This window comes from Limnoraphis robusta CS-951, from assembly GCF_000972705.2.
This window is the reverse complement of the sequence record NZ_LATL02000097.1, coordinates 1-14,949: the sequence shown is the minus strand read 5'-3', so window position 1 is coordinate 14,949 and position 14,949 is coordinate 1. Positions and strand designations below refer to the sequence as shown.

The 14,949-nt window shown below is 41.7% G+C and carries 17 protein-coding genes and 2 pseudogenes; 4 read left to right on the top strand and 15 right to left on the bottom strand.

Going from position 1 to position 14,949, the window contains the following annotated elements:
• Positions 1-127: pseudogene (locus tag WN50_RS37430) on the top strand (calcium-binding protein); the annotation flags it as partial.
• Positions 128-239: 112 nt separating this feature from the next.
• Positions 240-845 (top strand): macro domain-containing protein, encoded by a 606-nt coding sequence (locus tag WN50_RS08900; RefSeq protein ID WP_046277122.1) that lies wholly within the window; start codon positions 240-242, stop codon positions 843-845.
• Positions 846-848: 3 nt separating this feature from the next.
• On the opposite strand, the gene WN50_RS08895 is transcribed toward WN50_RS08900, so the two are convergent.
• The 4 genes from WN50_RS08895 to WN50_RS08880 form a co-directional block, all read right to left on the bottom strand.
• The gene (locus WN50_RS08895) at positions 849-1,412 is read right to left on the bottom strand and encodes a Uma2 family endonuclease (RefSeq protein WP_046277121.1); all 564 of its coding nucleotides are present in this window, start codon (positions 1,410-1,412) and stop codon (positions 849-851) included.
• 42 nt (positions 1,413-1,454) lie between these two features.
• The gene (locus WN50_RS37425) at positions 1,455-2,120 is read right to left on the bottom strand and encodes an ABC transporter ATP-binding protein (protein WP_200906240.1); all 666 of its coding nucleotides are present in this window, start codon (positions 2,118-2,120) and stop codon (positions 1,455-1,457) included.
• A gap of 106 nt (positions 2,121-2,226) precedes the next feature.
• Positions 2,227-3,399, bottom strand: a 1,173-nt coding sequence (locus tag WN50_RS08885; RefSeq protein WP_049558793.1) for an ABC transporter transmembrane domain-containing protein, incomplete at its 3' end; no start/stop codon positions are given.
• A 156-nt stretch (positions 3,400-3,555) separates the two neighbouring features.
• Positions 3,556-4,164: a hypothetical protein gene (locus tag WN50_RS08880; RefSeq protein WP_049558079.1), complete on the bottom strand. Its 609-nt coding sequence runs from the start codon at positions 4,162-4,164 to the stop codon at positions 3,556-3,558.
• 327 nt (positions 4,165-4,491) lie between these two features.
• Between WN50_RS08880 and WN50_RS08875 the strand changes: the two genes are divergently transcribed.
• Complete coding sequence (locus WN50_RS08875) at positions 4,492-5,448, top strand: DUF1517 domain-containing protein (RefSeq protein ID WP_046277119.1); 957 nt, start codon at positions 4,492-4,494, stop codon at positions 5,446-5,448.
• Positions 5,449-5,599: 151 nt separating this feature from the next.
• Positions 5,600-7,039 carry a mechanosensitive ion channel domain-containing protein gene (locus WN50_RS08870; RefSeq protein WP_046277118.1) on the top strand — a complete coding sequence of 480 codons (1,440 nt, stop codon included), beginning with the start codon at positions 5,600-5,602 and terminating at the stop codon, positions 7,037-7,039.
• Positions 7,040-7,151: 112 nt separating this feature from the next.
• Here WN50_RS08870 and glmU read toward each other — a convergent pair whose 3' ends face one another.
• The 11 genes and pseudogenes from glmU to WN50_RS08825 form a co-directional block, all read right to left on the bottom strand.
• Complete coding sequence (glmU, locus tag WN50_RS08865) at positions 7,152-8,555, bottom strand: bifunctional UDP-N-acetylglucosamine diphosphorylase/glucosamine-1-phosphate N-acetyltransferase GlmU (RefSeq protein ID WP_046277117.1); 1,404 nt, start codon at positions 8,553-8,555, stop codon at positions 7,152-7,154.
• Between the two features lie 353 nt (positions 8,556-8,908).
• Positions 8,909-9,790: a tRNA (5-methylaminomethyl-2-thiouridine)(34)-methyltransferase MnmD gene (locus WN50_RS08860; RefSeq protein WP_046277116.1), complete on the bottom strand. Its 882-nt coding sequence runs from the start codon at positions 9,788-9,790 to the stop codon at positions 8,909-8,911.
• 574 nt (positions 9,791-10,364) lie between these two features.
• On the bottom strand, positions 10,365-11,330 hold the full coding sequence (cysK, locus tag WN50_RS08855) for a cysteine synthase A (protein WP_046280716.1): 966 nt from the start codon (positions 11,328-11,330) through the stop codon (positions 10,365-10,367).
• 188 nt (positions 11,331-11,518) lie between these two features.
• A complete protein-coding gene (gene fdxB / locus WN50_RS08850) occupies positions 11,519-11,809 on the bottom strand; it encodes a ferredoxin III, nif-specific (protein WP_046280717.1) in 291 nt (96 codons plus the stop codon).
• A 78-nt stretch (positions 11,810-11,887) separates the two neighbouring features.
• Positions 11,888-12,439, bottom strand: a complete 552-nt coding sequence (locus WN50_RS08845; protein ID WP_046280718.1) for a flavodoxin — start codon at positions 12,437-12,439, stop codon at positions 11,888-11,890.
• Positions 12,440-12,511: 72 nt separating this feature from the next.
• On the bottom strand, positions 12,512-12,913 hold the full coding sequence (locus WN50_RS08840; RefSeq protein WP_049558790.1) for a hypothetical protein: 402 nt from the start codon (positions 12,911-12,913) through the stop codon (positions 12,512-12,514).
• Between the two features lie 195 nt (positions 12,914-13,108).
• Positions 13,109-13,324, bottom strand: coding sequence for a CP12 domain-containing protein (locus WN50_RS37420; protein WP_425354792.1), 216 nt, complete (start codon positions 13,322-13,324; stop codon positions 13,109-13,111).
• An 18-nt stretch (positions 13,325-13,342) separates the two neighbouring features.
• Positions 13,343-13,968, bottom strand: a 626-nt coding sequence (locus WN50_RS08835; protein WP_152964749.1) for a CBS domain-containing protein, incomplete at its 3' end; no start/stop codon positions are given.
• 118 nt (positions 13,969-14,086) lie between these two features.
• Positions 14,087-14,154: pseudogene (locus WN50_RS37105) on the bottom strand (hypothetical protein); the annotation flags it as partial.
• Between the two features lie 343 nt (positions 14,155-14,497).
• Positions 14,498-14,698 (bottom strand): putative nitrogen fixation protein NifT, encoded by a 201-nt coding sequence (nifT, locus tag WN50_RS08830; RefSeq protein ID WP_046280725.1) that lies wholly within the window; start codon positions 14,696-14,698, stop codon positions 14,498-14,500.
• Positions 14,699-14,859: 161 nt separating this feature from the next.
• Positions 14,860-14,949, bottom strand: a complete 90-nt coding sequence (locus WN50_RS08825; RefSeq protein WP_082172386.1) for a nitrogen fixation protein NifZ — start codon at positions 14,947-14,949, stop codon at positions 14,860-14,862.

Here is a 14,949-nt window from a genome sequence, read left to right as displayed (position 1 = left end):
TCAAGATGTTTTACTCGGAAAAGCGGGTAATGATACGATACGAGGCGGTCAAGATTTTGACGTGATTGCAGGTGGAGAAGGGAATGATCTCCTGCATGGAAACAAAGATAATGATCGACGTTTCTAATCAAGATTTAGCCTTCGGTTAAGTAGGAGCGCTGCGGTTGGCGCCCTCAAAGCTTCTCAATAGCAATCCCATCAATTAAAATAAAACTTTAAGTGAAAAGGAGGCCTAAAACTTGAAACTCATTTTAGTGGCACCCAACCCTGCTTTAACTGCGGCTTTTCGAGAACATTTCCACTATTTACCCGATGTGGAAATTATTAATAACTCGTTTGAAGCAGTATCGGAGTATGATTGTTTAGTGAGTCCAGCTAACTCTTTTGGGTTAATGGATGGTGGAATAGATGCAGCAATTATTAGTTTTTTTGGCAAAGAATTAATGATGCGAGTTCAAGAAAAGATTTTAACAGAATATCTCGGTGAACAACCAGTGGGAACCTGTTTAATTGTCGAAACTCAACATCCCAAACATCCTTTTTTAGCCCATACACCAACCATGCGAGTTCCGATGTCTATTACAGGAACAGATATTCCTTATACTGCAATGTGGGCGATGTTATTGGAAATTCGCCGTTATAATTTACATCACAAACGAAACATTAAATCTGTTCTTTGTCCGGGTTTAGGGACAGGAATCGGTAGAGTTCCCTATTCAGAAGCCGCCCGTCAAATGGCTTTAGCTTACGATCATTTTGTTTATCCACCGACTTCTATTAATAATTTTTTTGCAGCAGAAAGACAACTTCAAATTTGGGAAGGGGGAAAGCATCATAAAATGTAAGTTTCAATCTTCATCAAAGACAACAGGCCAAAGTTCTTCTATCACTAATTCCCATTCCGGGAGAAGTTCGGGGACCGTTAAAATATCACCATTTCCCAAGACAATGACAGGTTGATCGGGCTGATAAACTTCTACTTGATAAGTATCTGGGTCAATTATAATAGCAACTTGTACCCCTTGTTCGATATAGATTTGTATTTTATCTCGCAGTTTTTTTAGGCGATCGCTTTGAGATTTGACTTCAACAACGAGATCGGGAACGAGAGAAGCAAAATAGCGAATACTGCGAGGAAGGCGATCGCGTAAAACAAAAGAAACATCAGGCGCTTTCAAGTCACTATTCGGTAAAATAAAGCCCCCGGCTGAGTCAAAAACCCGCCCCAGACGCCGAGGTTTTACCCAATTGCGGAGTTGGCTAGCAAATTCTAGAGAAACTTCACTAGAGACGATATCTGATGGCCCCATAATTGTAATCTTACCTTCTTCGAGTTCGAGTTGATAGTCTAAGTCTGCTTCACTGAGAATTGACTGAATTTTTTCTACATCTTTGACCGTCATTTTAGTCATGCTAGATCACTCCAAATATGTTCTGATAATTTATTGTAACGGTTAACTTTGTAAAGCGTGCATGATCGCAAATAAACCTTGATGTTCTAATAACTGTTCGTGATTTCCCACTTCAATAATTTTCCCTTTTTCTAACACGACGATGCGATCAGCTTTGCGAATAGTTGAGAGGCGATGGGCGACAATAAATGTTGTTCTATTTTGAACTAACCGATCTAACGCTTCTTGAATTAACGACTCAGAAACCGTATCTAAAGAAGAGGTCGCTTCATCTAAAATTAACACACGCGGATCACGAATTAAAGCCCGTGCAATTGCGATTCGTTGGCGTTGTCCTCCTGAGAGTTTAACGCCATTTTCTCCAATTTGTGTTTCTAGTCCGTGAGGGAGATTTTGTATAAATTCATCGGCGTTTGATTCTATAACAACTTGTTTTAACCGTTGTTCACTGACGGTATCTTTACCATATAAAATATTTTCTCGGACGGTTCCTTCAAATAAAATTGTTTCCTGAGAAACCACCGATAAAAATTGGCGATAAGTTCTCAAGTCTAGGGAATTCATCTCTTTTCCATCCAGTTTAATTTGACCCGAAGTTGGGCGCAAAAACCCGATAATTAAGTTTAACAAGGTTGATTTTCCCGCACCCGATGGCCCAACAATGGCTATCGTTTCTCCGGGTTTAACCTGTAGAGAAAAATCGACAATTGCAGTTTGGTTTCGACTCTCGGGATAAACATAACAAACCGACTCAAAACAAAACTCTCCTTTTAGTCGTTTAACGGGTGTTTTTCCTTTATTTTGTTCAACATCNGGCTATCGTTTCTCCGGGTTTAACCTGTAGAGAAAAATCGACAATTGCAGTTTGGTTTCGACTCTCGGGATAAACATAACAAACCGACTCAAAACAAAACTCTCCTTTTAGTCGTTTAACGGGTGTTTTTCCTTTATTTTGTTCAACATCAGGACATTCTAAAACTTCCCCAATACTTGACAACGCCTCAAACCCTTTTCCGATTTGGGGAAGGACTCCTAAAATCTGCACAACTGAACCTGTAATTGAGTCAAAATATCCCGTTAATAAGACGACATCTCCGACGGTAATTCCCCATTTTCCAGTATAGGCTAACCAAGCGGAGGCTAATAAGCAAACTAGGTTAAAAGATCGCAAACTCACCCAAGATGCAGCATTCGCTAAAGCGTTGATTAAATCGAGTTTAATACTGGCTTGTTTGAGGGTTTTTAAACGTTGTTCGGTGCGATAAATTTCCGCTTCTTCGGCACCATGAGCGCGAGTAATGGGAATCAGTTTCAGCATTTCAATTAAATAGGCTGAAGTGGTTTCCATCTGTTGACGAAAGACGGAGTTTCGAGAACGAATTGGCGTGCGAAAATATCGAATTAACGTAACAGCTACCGGAATGGTTCCCACGAAAAAAATCAAAAATCCAGGAGCGCGAATGGCGGTAATGATAATGGCAATTACAATCGTTAAAATGGATGAAGGGAGATACTGAAAAATCTGAGTTGTTAATAGGGCGACGGCTTCTACATCTCGCAGTAACTTGTTTTGAATCGCTCCTGAATTTCGTTGTTGATGAAAGCCAATTGAAAGATATTGCAGTTGACGAGTAATCGCCGATCTGAGGTTATATTCCATTGAATGAGTGGCGGTACTCAAGAAGCGAATATGAAGATAATGGGTGGGAGTATTTTGAAGAATTGAAAAGGCTAAAAAAGCTCCATTGAACCAGAGTTCTGATAAACTGTGAGTGCTTGGACTGGAGATAATATCAATAATATTGGCAATAATTAAGGGTCGAATCCATTCAGGACTGTGCTTAATCAGGTAAAATAGCATTGATAGCCCGATATAGCGTAGATCGTTTTGATAGAGGTAGAGTAAAGTTTTAAACGGGCGATCGCTACGATAGTCTGAAAAAAACTTATTCGGCAACGGTTGAGAAGATGCGGTAAAATCGTTCACGGGTACTCAAGTTTAGGATTAACGATGACTCTGTATTATTGTGACATTTTTAAAAAATTTTAACGGGTTTTCAGGCTGGTTGTTTATGAGTTGATCAACGCTATCCTTTTGTGATAAGATAAAGAGATAGAAATTAGAATAAGGCTTGTCGGCATTCTAATTGCTATTCGCCGCTTGACAGTCCCGTAACCACAAACCAATGGCTTGGGCGATCGCACTTTCGCTCGTTTCACCCGGAAGCGGATAAAATCCATATTGAGGGTAAGAACTCGACTTGGAAAACATCTTTTCTAACACCCAACCTGTCGGACTTCTTCGCAAAAATAACCAATGATATTGTTTGAATCTAATAATTTTATTGGGATAATGTTTTCGTTGCCAAGTTTGAAAATAAACCAGATAGGTTTCATCGGGATGATCTAAATTGACATTAAAAGGTAAAGCTTCAAGTTCATCTAACTGTGTAGCCAGTAAAATATAAATGTCTCGTTCTAATTGACGATTGGTACTCGCCCGTTGAATCACTCGATTGGTATAACTCGGTAAATCTGGTAACATTTTATCCAGTAACGCTTGTAAATCCGTCGGACAACTGGGTTGATTGACAGAATTCGGACGAATAATCGTTTTAGCAACCGTTAAAGCCTGAACTGAAAAATCGTTAACAGAATAGGTTATAATTAAGAAAATAGCAACAGTCAGAAAAAAGTAACGTTTAACTTTCTTGATTTTCTGAAGCTTAAAAAAATCTTGAATTGTTCTCAAAAAAGCAATCCTCCAGCTAGCCCGTTCGTAGTATATCTTTATCTGAGAATTGAGAATTAAGAATAAAAAAGCATCCGACTTTACAGACACGCTCTGAACATCTAGACTGACTCATCAATGCTATAGCAGTCGCAAAGTTGCAATTAGGACAGAACAATTCGTCAAACTAGAGTCTAGAAAGAGTTTGACTTCTGACTTCTGCTATAAATCCCCATTGGCGGAAATCCACCCATCCCAGGAGTTAAGCAGGAACCCAAGAAACGCTACAGTATTAGGTGAGGTCGGTTATCCGCTCTAGGTTAACCTGAAGTTAAAATAGAAAACTCTATGAAAAACGAGAAACGGCATTCACGAATTCAATCCATTTTGAAATCCTTAGTGGCTTTTGGGATAGTATTTACCTTGATCTTCTCTCAAGCCGATTTTGCACTCGCCGCCCGGAGTGGGGGACGCATTGGCGGAGGTTCCTTTAGAACACCTCGAACCTATGCTCCTGGCCCAACTCGAGCGCCCGGTGGCGGTTATGGTTATGGTGGTGGCTTTGGCTTCCCCTTCCTAATTCCCTTCTTTGGGTTTGGCGGCGGCTTTGGTGGATTATTTAGCATTTTCATCGTTATTGCGATCGCGAATTTCCTGGTTAGAAGCTTCCAGTCTGCTGCGGGGGGCGGCGAAGAAACAAGCTCTTACAGCCGTTCTGGAGTGTCTGTAGGGCGTGTACAGGTGGGTTTATTGGCGGAGGGTCGTAGCCTACAAGATGACCTCGATCGCATCGCTCAAGCGGCGGATACAGGCTCGGCACAAGGACGCGCCCAAGTGTTACAAGAAGCCACTTTAGCCCTGTTGCGTCACCCTGAATATTGGGCTTATGGGGCGGCTGAAACGACACAAACGGGAATGGAAGGGGCAGAGTCCAAGTTTAATCAGTGGGCGATCGCAGAACGCAGTAAGTTCACCGAAGAAACCCTGTCTAATTATAATAATCAGCTTTCCGGTATGACTGCACCTGCAATTTCATCCGGTGATACAGGTAACGGTGAAATTGTTCCCCAAGATCAAGCACCGGGAGAATATATCGTTGTCACCCTAGTTGTGGGAACATTAGGAAAGCTAGAATTACCAAAAGTGAATAGCGCTCAAGAATTGCGTCAAGCGATTAGTCGTTTGGGTTCTGTTGGCGGTGAACAACTGTTAGCGGTAGAAGTCTTATGGACTCCACAAGCGAAGGGAGATACACTCAGCACTGATGATATGTTGGCGAATTATCCCGATTTAGCACTCGTTTAATTCCTTGTTTAATTTAATCTACTAAAAAAACCCGGTTTCTTCAAGGAGCCGGGTTTTTGGTAAACCGGGTTTTTGGGAAACCGCTACTCACTAAGGTGTTTGACATTGGTAATGAATCCGTTTTAATTTTTAACGTTAGTCGGTTAAAAATATGTTGTTCGTAATCTTTGGGAAAATTTTAGCTGTCAACTTGTCTTTTCTGAGTGAACCTTTATTCAAGATTGGGAATAAACCCATCTCCAGTTTAGCCGTTGTCAACTTAACCGTTTCACTGATTTTTGCGCTTCTGATTTCTCGACTGTTCAAACAATTTCTCAAAACCAAAATCTTAACGAGATTAAAAATAGACGCCAGTAACCGAGAAATCATCTCAACAATTTTAGGTTATGGAGTTGGCGTTTTAGCCTGTATTTTAGCTTTACAAGTCAATGGAATTGATCTGGGTTCCTTAGCAATTTTAGCAGGCGGTTTAGGGATTGGGATTGGGTTTGGGTTACAAGATATTACGAAAAACTTTGTCAGTGGTTTAACGATTTTACTCGAACGTAAAGTTAAAGTCGGAGATTTTATCGAACTCGATGGAATGATTGGATATGTGAAAGAAATTTCCATTCGTTCCACTTTAATTGAAACCTTCGATCAATTTGATGTCGTTGTTCCCAATAGTCAATTGGTTGAAAAACGCTTAGTTAATATGAGTTTAGAAAGCTTCCGAGGACGCATCAAAATTCCAATTGGTGTCGCTTATGGGAGTGATCCGGTTCTGGTAACTGAAATTTTGTTAGACTGTGCGTACATGGAATCAACCGTTTTACATGATCCATCGCCAAAAGTTAAATTTATCGGATTTGGAGAAAATTCTTTAGACTTTGAACTTTGGGTTTATGTCAATCAAATTGATCAACAAGTTACCATTAAAAGTTCTATTTTTTACATTATAGAATATCAATTTCGTCAACATAAAATTTCGATTCCCTTCCCTCAACGAGATTTATGGGTCAAAAATTCAGAAACATTATCTCTACCTCAAAACCTTTCCACCCCTCCTCAATTATCTTCAGAAGAACCCCCTCAGCCGATCTTTTTAAAAGATATTTTAAAAAAGGTTTGTTATTTCAAAAACTGTAATGACTTCTATATTCGACAACTAATAGAACTCGGATATCGCAAACAGTTTCAAGCTTCAGAAGTGATCTTTCGAGAAGGAGAAACAGGGGAAGGATTTTATATTATCCTCTCAGGTTCTGTCGAAGCCTACCTAGAAAAAGTTGATCGACAAATTGATGTTCTCCGTACTAATAATTTTTTCGGGGAATTTTCTCTCATGTTAGGTATTCCTCAACCCGCCGGGATTCGAGCCTTAGAAGATACCTTGTTATTTGTCATTCCCAAACACAACTTTCAGACGTTTATCAAAGACAAACCCGATTTGGTCAATAGATTAGCAGAAGAACTCGCCAAACGTCAAGAAATTGTCGCCAATTGTCAGATTAAACTCAAAGAGTTAGGATTAATAGAAGAATCAGATCCTGATCAAAACCCAGTCGTTTGGATTCGGAAACGCATTCAAAAACTGTTTAATCCACACTAATAAAGACAAAAATCACCACAAAGACACGACAATTCTCTCTTGGTGTCTTTGTGTCTTTGTGGTTCTTCTTCTCTTCTGACTTGGGGCGCAAAAAATACACCCCTTCAAAATTTTACTCGGTTTTGGGTTGTTCTATTTTCTCAGCGTTCATCCGCCAACCCGGTTTCACAACTTGACGTTCCCGCGCAATAACTAAACAATCATCAGGAACATCTTCTGTAACCGTTGAACCCGCCGCAACAGTAACATCTTCCCCCAAAGTAATCGGTGCAACCAAAACAGTATTTGAACCTGTTTTTGTGCGATCGCCAATATGGGTTTGATGCTTATTTACCCCATCATAATTTGCGGTAATTGTTCCTGCGCCTATATTAACTTTATTGCCAACGGTGGCATCTCCCAGATAAGATAAATGAGAGACATTTGTGCGATCGCCAAGTTGGGTTTTCTTCAGTTCCACAAAATTACCAATGCGGCAATTTTCCCCAACGTTTGCATGACCTCGCAAATGAGAATAAGGGCCGATTCGAGTCCCATCTGCAACCACACTATCGGACACCACCGAAAACAAAACCGTTACATTTTTGCCAATTTGACTATTTTCAATTAAACTCCCTGGCCCAATTCTACTCCCCGTTTTAATCGTCGTATTTCCGCGTAGATGAGTTTGAGGTTCGATCACAACATCCGGTTCTAATTGTACAGTATCATCAATCGTAATACTCGCCGGATCAAGCAACGTTACACCCGATGCCATCCATTCATCTTTCACCCATTCTTGCAAGACTTGATAAGCCGTTGCGAGATTTTTTCGGTTATTAATTCCGAGAATTTCCCGAAAATCTTCCACATCTACCGCCATCACAGGGTTGAGGAAAAAAACGGCATCCGTGAGGTAATATTCTTTTTGCTCATTATTAGAGGTAAGCTGGGGAAGAACTTTTTCAAGTTGCGGCCAATTAAAACAATAAATCCCGGCATTAATCCGGTGATTTTTGCGTTGAGCATCCGTACAGTCTCGTTCCTCTACAATTTGATTCACGATATTTTGACTATCACAAAATACTCGTCCGTAACCTTTCGGGTGTGGTAAATGAGCGGTTAAAATTGTCGCTGCATTTCCATTTTGTTTGTGAATTTTCAGCAATTCTTCTAAGGTGTGAGGACGCAACAACGGAACATCCCCATTTAACACCAACAAATCACCCGAAAACCCTTTTAAATGCGGAAGTAACTGTTGAACAGCATGACCCGTTCCCAATTGTTCCTGTTGTTCGATAAACTCAAGAGGACAATCAGAAAACCAGTCCTCAGCACTTTGGCTTTCTCGTAAAGATTCTTGAACTAAATCGCCTCGATAACCAACAATAACAAGTCGTCGGTTCGGTTTAACTCCTACACAACTATCGAGAACTCGCTGAACTAGACTGCGATCGCCCAGTTGGTGTAAAACCTTGGGGAGATCAGATTTCATGCGGGTTCCCCGTCCGGCCGCTAAAATTGCTACTGCTACCATTAAAAAAAATTTGCGGTTTCAGTGTTCAAGTGGTTGACCTAATTACTTTAGGTCTTTAAACTATGATTTCATAAGATCAGCTAACTATTCATACTATTTAACAGAACTCAGGACGAGGGAAGTTCAGAAGTTGGGTTTGTTGTTGCGCTGTCTGAAGTCACAGGGGGCGGGTTTATCTAGGTTGTTTCTGGGAAAATATAGGTTTATTCGGAACCCGCCCGTACACGATGGCGTTTTTTCCATTGCCCCAAAAACCCGGTAACTCTTACGAAACCGGGTTTTTATTCCCCAATAGTTCCCCTGTCTGAAAGAGGGGGCGGGTTTATCTAGGTTGTTTCTGGGAAAATGTAGGTTTATTCGGAACCCGCCCGTACACGATGGCGTTTTTTCCATTGAGAGGTCGGTTCTAACGAGGAGGACTGTTGTTCTTGGTAACGGCGTTGTATAATACTCTCAGCGTTATCGTTTAACTCGGGATCTCGATAGGGAACAGCAGCGCGAGTTTGCAGATGTTCGAGTTCAGACGTTGATAACGGGGGTAACGCAGCAGCAGAGAACCCCGCAACAGTTCCCGGTGTGCGTCGTCCAACAGGAGAGGTTGAACCAATTGTTAATCCTGCGGCCAGTAACGCGCTTCTAACCGTAGCCGAACAGGAATAGGTAGCGAGTTTACCATCCGGTTTGAGACAGTGCGCTACAAGGCTTAAAAACTCGACTGTCCATAGTTGTGGACAAACCGGAGGCGAAAACGGATCGAGAAAAATAGCATCCGCTTTGAACCCTGAAGCACGAACTTGTTGTAGGGTCATTCGAGCATCTCCCAGTAACAGTTTAGCTTGCAGGCGATCGCTATTCAAAGAATGAGTTGTTGAAAATTGCGCTAATAATTCTACAATTTCAGCCGGATAACTCTCAAGAACCTGATGAGCGATCGCGCTTTTCGGAACGGTTTCATCGAGTTCTAGGGCAATTAATTCGATGTAACAATCGGGGTTAACCTCCCAAATTGCTGTTAATGCCGCAGCACTATTATAACCCAAACCATAGCAAATATCAAGTAAAAATAACGGAGAATGTTGAGCGCGTTGACGAAGATTTAACGGTTCAACAAATTTCAGTTCAGCCTCTTGTTTCGCCCCAAACTGACTATGAAAACACTCTCCAAATTCTGTCGAATAGAAGGTGTAAGAACCGTCTGCGGTGGGTTGCGGTGTGAATTGTTCTTGTTTCTCCATCAATCAACAATTTTGTAGGGGCGGGTTCCCCATTAATCTATATTTTCCCACAGATAACCGATATAAACCGTCCTCAACAATTACCAGATATTTGTAGGGGCGGGTTCCGAACCAATCTATGTCTTCCCACAGATAACCTATATAAACCCGCCCCCCTACATTAATCTATATTTTCCCATAGACAACCGATATAAACCCGCCCCCCTACATCAATGTCTATTTTCCCACAGACAACCGATATAAACCCGCCCTTAACAGTTACCAGTGTTGTAGGGGCGGGTTCCCCGTTGGTACAAGCCAAAAACCCGCTTTCTCAAAGAAACCGGGTTTTTTAGTCTCTACGGGTTCCCAGTTGCCAGGGATTAAAATCCCCGTCTAAAAAGTAAAGTCCTCTCAAGAGGACTATATCCTAATCTGGTTTAATTTATGATTGGGGGGCGGGTTTATTGAACTTATTTCTGAGAAACATAAATCTATTGAGAACCCGCCCCTACAGATCAACCCGTTGGGGTAGCGGGTTTATTGAACTTATTTCTGAGAAACATAAATCTATTGAGAACCCGCCCCTACAGTGTTAACTGATTAACATCGGTTCTTTTTGTTCTTCTAAGTCTTGAAACATCGGAGTGCTGAGATACCGTTCCCCAAAACTCGGTTGAATCATCACAATCAGTTTACCTTCATTTTCAGGACGTTGAGCAACTTTTATCGCCGCAGCCAAAGCCGCACCTGTGGAAATACCTGATAAAATCCCTTCTTCCCGCGCCAGACGTCGGCCATAACTCATGGCTTCATCATCGGTAATTTGAACAACTTCATCAATTAAATCAACGTTTAACACTTCAGGAATAAAACCCGCCCCAATGCCTTGAATTTTGTGAGGACCAGGATTTCCTCCCGATAAAATCGGGCTATTTGTCGGTTCAACGGCGATCGCTTTAAACTGAGATTTGTATTGTTTAATCACCTCAGCAACGCCTGTAATTGTTCCTCCAGTACCCACACCTGCAATTAAAATATCAACTCGTCCGTCGGTATCTTCCCAAATTTCTTTAGCCGTCGTTAGGCGGTGAATTTCGGGGTTTGCGGGGTTTCTAAACTGTTGCAGCATATAGGCATTAGGAACCGTCTCCGTCAACTCCTGCGCCTTTTGAATGGCGCCTTTCATCCCTTGCGAACCGGGCGTTAATTCTAACTGTGCGCCATAAGCCCGTAACATTGAGCGTCGCTCTAAACTCATGGTATCCGGCATCGTTAAAATCAGGCGATATCCCTTCGCTGCTGCCGCCATAGCCAGGGCAATTCCGGTATTTCCAGATGTAGGTTCAACGAGTACCGTATGACCTGGAATAATCAACCCTTCTCGTTCTGCGGCGTTAATCATATTCACGCCAATTCGATCTTTGACAGAAGCAGCCGGGTTCATCCCCTCCAATTTTACCAGGATTTGAGCCACACAGCCTTCGGATTGGGGAATCGAATTAAGTTGAACGAGGGGAGTTCGACCCACCAATTCAGTGATATTATGAGCAACGCGCATGATTATAACTCCAGGTGCTAAAAGTTAACAGTCTGCACAATCAAAATTCAAAATGTGCAGAAAACAAGGACAGAGGTACGCCGACAAATGACGTACCCTGAGATGTCCCCAGTGAACGGTGATAAACTCAATAGTTACCATTATTCCTCAACCGCTCACTGTTCACTGATAACTGTTAGGATATTGTCCTAAACTGATACTGTGGCGTGAGTGTAACAATTTTTAGGACAAATCCGGGCGCAAGCCTGACAGCCGACGCAATTTTCAGCGTTTTCAATATTCATCACTTTGCGTTCAATTTCATCTTCATCTTCATCAACAACTTCCCCATCTTCGTTAAGGGCAATTAATCCCAAAACATTAAAACCGCAGACTTTGAAGCATCTTCCACAACCCAAACAACTTTCTTGATTCAGCGATTCAACAAATTTGGGTTCCCAAGTTTTACCGCTTTTTTTTACACTGGTTAAGGTAGCCATGATATGTGTTCTCCTACAAAGGTCGTCAGTTAGATCGGTTGAGAGTAAGTGTTCTATTGAATCAAATGAAAATCAATTCTAGGCGCTTGCACCCGCTAAGACTCGATTTTCAATGGGGAAATAAGGAGTCAATGTTTCAATCCAGCGATTTAGACGTTCATCTGTTTTCTCGCTTTCATTGACTTCATCGAGAGGTAATCCGACAAATAAACCATCTCGAATTGCTGTCGAATGTTCAAAGGTATAACCATCAGTTGGAACAGCACCAACAACGGTTGCACCCAACTTGGTAAAGATGTCGTACATCAAGCCTAATGCACCCACAAAGTGCATCCCATGATTGACATAATCTCCGGGGCCAAATAGAGCAATGGTTTTACCCGAAAAATCCGGTTTTTCCAACTCCATTTCAAACAATGGATCGCGCCAATTATTCTGCACTTCACCCGCTCCCCAAGTGGAACAGCCTAAGAGCAAATAATCATACTCTAGGAAGTCACTAAATTCGTTGAAATCTTCTTCCATACTGAGCAAATCACAAAGATCTTCGCCCAATTTATCCCGCAATGCGGTGGCGATTTCTTCAGTAACACCGGATGTTGAACCGTAGAAGATGCCAATCTTAGCCATAGTACAATTCTCCTGACAGTGTTGTGTTTTGAACTCAACTTTCCTTACAGATGCACCTCGGAAAAACGGTGATCAATCTCGCTCAACCGAGATTTCATCAACTCCGATTTCTAAGGAAGTTTCCCCATCGGAACTGAAACGGACTTTGCCAATTGCCAACTGCTTCAACAGGCTACCAAACTGCATAACTTTTTCAAGCACAAGCAAATTTGAGTTTAAGTTCGGACATTGAATCGCTAAAGTATTTGTGTTAGCGTGAGAATTAATACTCCACTCACACTGATACAATAGATTCGCGACTGAACCCTTTTCTTCAAGCGGACTGGTGCTATGTTCTCGCAAGTTTGATTGACGAATACAAGCCGCATAAATTTGTTGGCGACAAGCATTTCCCAATTCTTGATGGGCGACTTCAACAGAAGCGGAACTGTCTAAAATCTGGGGTTTGTTGAGATTAATGGTAGAGTGATTCATGGTTTCTTGGTTTCAGGAAATGTCGAGAAAGTTCATAAGGAAAGCTTCAGAACTCAGGAGGATAGAAACAGGGGGAACAGTAGGACAGACAGACGAGGAAATCATTGATGCTTTCACGCTTTTGTTGTTTACCTACTCCCCCTCACTAAAGTCTTGACTCCCTGATGGCTTCCGTAATTCCTAAACCCAAGTTCTTTAGCTTACGCTAGCAGGAACAGCGCCGCCAGTGCTGGCTAAAAGCTGATCGTGACGAACACGCAGCACTTCTGGATATTGATTACAGAATTCTTGGAAAGCTGTTATTTCCGGCAGTTTAACGCCTTCTTGATAAGCGGCTTCCGCTTCGAGTTCATCAACCAATTCCCAAGCTTTCAGGCTTTCGGCAGAGGTTGCACCCTGGGCTGCACTAATTTCATTGGCTTGCTCAANGTGCTGGCTAAAAGCTGATCGTGACGAACACGCAGCACTTCTGGATATTGATTACAGAATTCTTGGAAAGCTGTTATTTCCGGCAGTTTAACGCCTTCTTGATAAGCGGCTTCCGCTTCGAGTTCATCAACCAATTCCCAAGCTTTCAGGCTTTCGGCAGAGGTTGCACCCTGGGCTGCACTAATTTCATTGGCTTGCTCAATTGCCCGTTTTAATTCCCGTTGTAGTAACGGTAATTTTGGGTTTTCGATAAAATCGCCTTTATAGAGAATGTCGCTATCTGAAATAATGCCAAGCAATTCGCCTTGAATAACGGGCGCAATGCGAATTCCAGTATTCGCAAATAGCCGCGCCACATATTCAACACCCAGATCGGGATTAACCACGATACAAGGCTTGGTCATAATTTCATACACACGCATTGCTGCTGGATCTTTACCGTATGCCACCACTTTCGTCACAATGTCCGTTTGGGTGACAATACCGTAAGCATCCTGACCCGTTCGAGTCTCCACAATTAAAGCACGCAACTGTTTGAATTTCATCAGCTTAACCGCTTCAGCTACAGTTGCAGAACCGCGAATTGTGGCGACATCTGTCGTCATAATGTCAGATGCTTTTAACATTACTTCAACTCCTTAAGAACTCAATAAAAAATCAATCAAGATTCACACGAGTTCCCCGCCTTCTTTTGATGACAGCCCCACATCAACCTCTTGTTAATTCGGTGATGGGATTTTTCCNAATTTCATCAGCTTAACCGCTTCAGCTACAGTTGCAGAACCGCGAATTGTGGCGACATCTGTCGTCATAATGTCAGATGCTTTTAACATTACTTCAACTCCTTAAGAACTCAATAAAAAATCAATCAAGATTCACACGAGTTCCCCGCCTTCTTTTGATGACAGCCCCACATCAACCTCTTGTTAATTCGGTGATGGGATTTTTCCCTGATACCCAAAGAATAATCTTCTTTCAGCAGGGATTCTGAAGTCTTAAAACTCTAAGAGTTTTTAATCACTTCAGCAACACTTCAGGCATTTTTAAAAATGACCAAAATGGAGCCTATCATTCGCTCAAATCTTTTCCGGCAATATGCAATAGGAAAAAAACGGATAACGGCTCAGGGTAATTTATGAATTACCCCGCCTTTGATTACAGTCGCTTTGCTTCTGTTGTTAACGGCAAATTAAAGGGTTCTTCCAATTTTGGAAACATTAATTCCCAGCCGTTAGCCAGAACAAAAATTTTGCCATCTTCACCGATTTTTTCTTCAACGACTTCTTCTTCTAAATCTTTTTTAGGAACATATACCGATAAATTTCCACTAGCACTTTGACGTAACATTACTTTCATAGTAAAACCTCCTTTGTTGGGTGTTTGCTCATCGGTAAAAATATTCAAGCATGAGATGAAAATCCAAGTTCAATCTACCTGCTAAAACTTAAAACCTACAAAATAGAATTGAAGATTGTGAAGTCAAAACTGTAGAGTATCCACAATCTTCAATCAAAACTTTACTCGGCGGACTCTAATTCTTTTCCCCGACATCCAACTATAACATTTCTATCGAGAAAATGCACGGCATAGATGTAGTAGGCTTGCAA

Coding starts and splice junctions, on each gene's coding strand:
- WN50_RS08895 (WP_046277121.1), bottom strand. CDS start 1,412: ATGACTAAAATGACGGTCAAAGATGTAGAAAAAATTCAGTCAATTCTC.
- nifT (WP_046280725.1), bottom strand. CDS start 14,698: ATGAAAGTAATGTTACGTCAAAGTGCTAGTGGAAATTTATCGGTATAT.
- WN50_RS08870 (WP_046277118.1), top strand. CDS start 5,600: ATGTTGTTCGTAATCTTTGGGAAAATTTTAGCTGTCAACTTGTCTTTT.
- WN50_RS08860 (WP_046277116.1), bottom strand. CDS start 9,790: ATGGAGAAACAAGAACAATTCACACCGCAACCCACCGCAGACGGTTCT.
- fdxB (WP_046280717.1), bottom strand. CDS start 11,809: ATGGCTACCTTAACCAGTGTAAAAAAAAGCGGTAAAACTTGGGAACCC.
- WN50_RS08875 (WP_046277119.1), top strand. CDS start 4,492: ATGAAAAACGAGAAACGGCATTCACGAATTCAATCCATTTTGAAATCC.
- glmU (WP_046277117.1), bottom strand. CDS start 8,555: ATGGTAGCAGTAGCAATTTTAGCGGCCGGACGGGGAACCCGCATGAAA.
- cysK (WP_046280716.1), bottom strand. CDS start 11,330: ATGCGCGTTGCTCATAATATCACTGAATTGGTGGGTCGAACTCCCCTC.
- WN50_RS08845 (WP_046280718.1), bottom strand. CDS start 12,439: ATGGCTAAGATTGGCATCTTCTACGGTTCAACATCCGGTGTTACTGAA.
- WN50_RS08840 (WP_049558790.1), bottom strand. CDS start 12,913: ATGAATCACTCTACCATTAATCTCAACAAACCCCAGATTTTAGACAGT.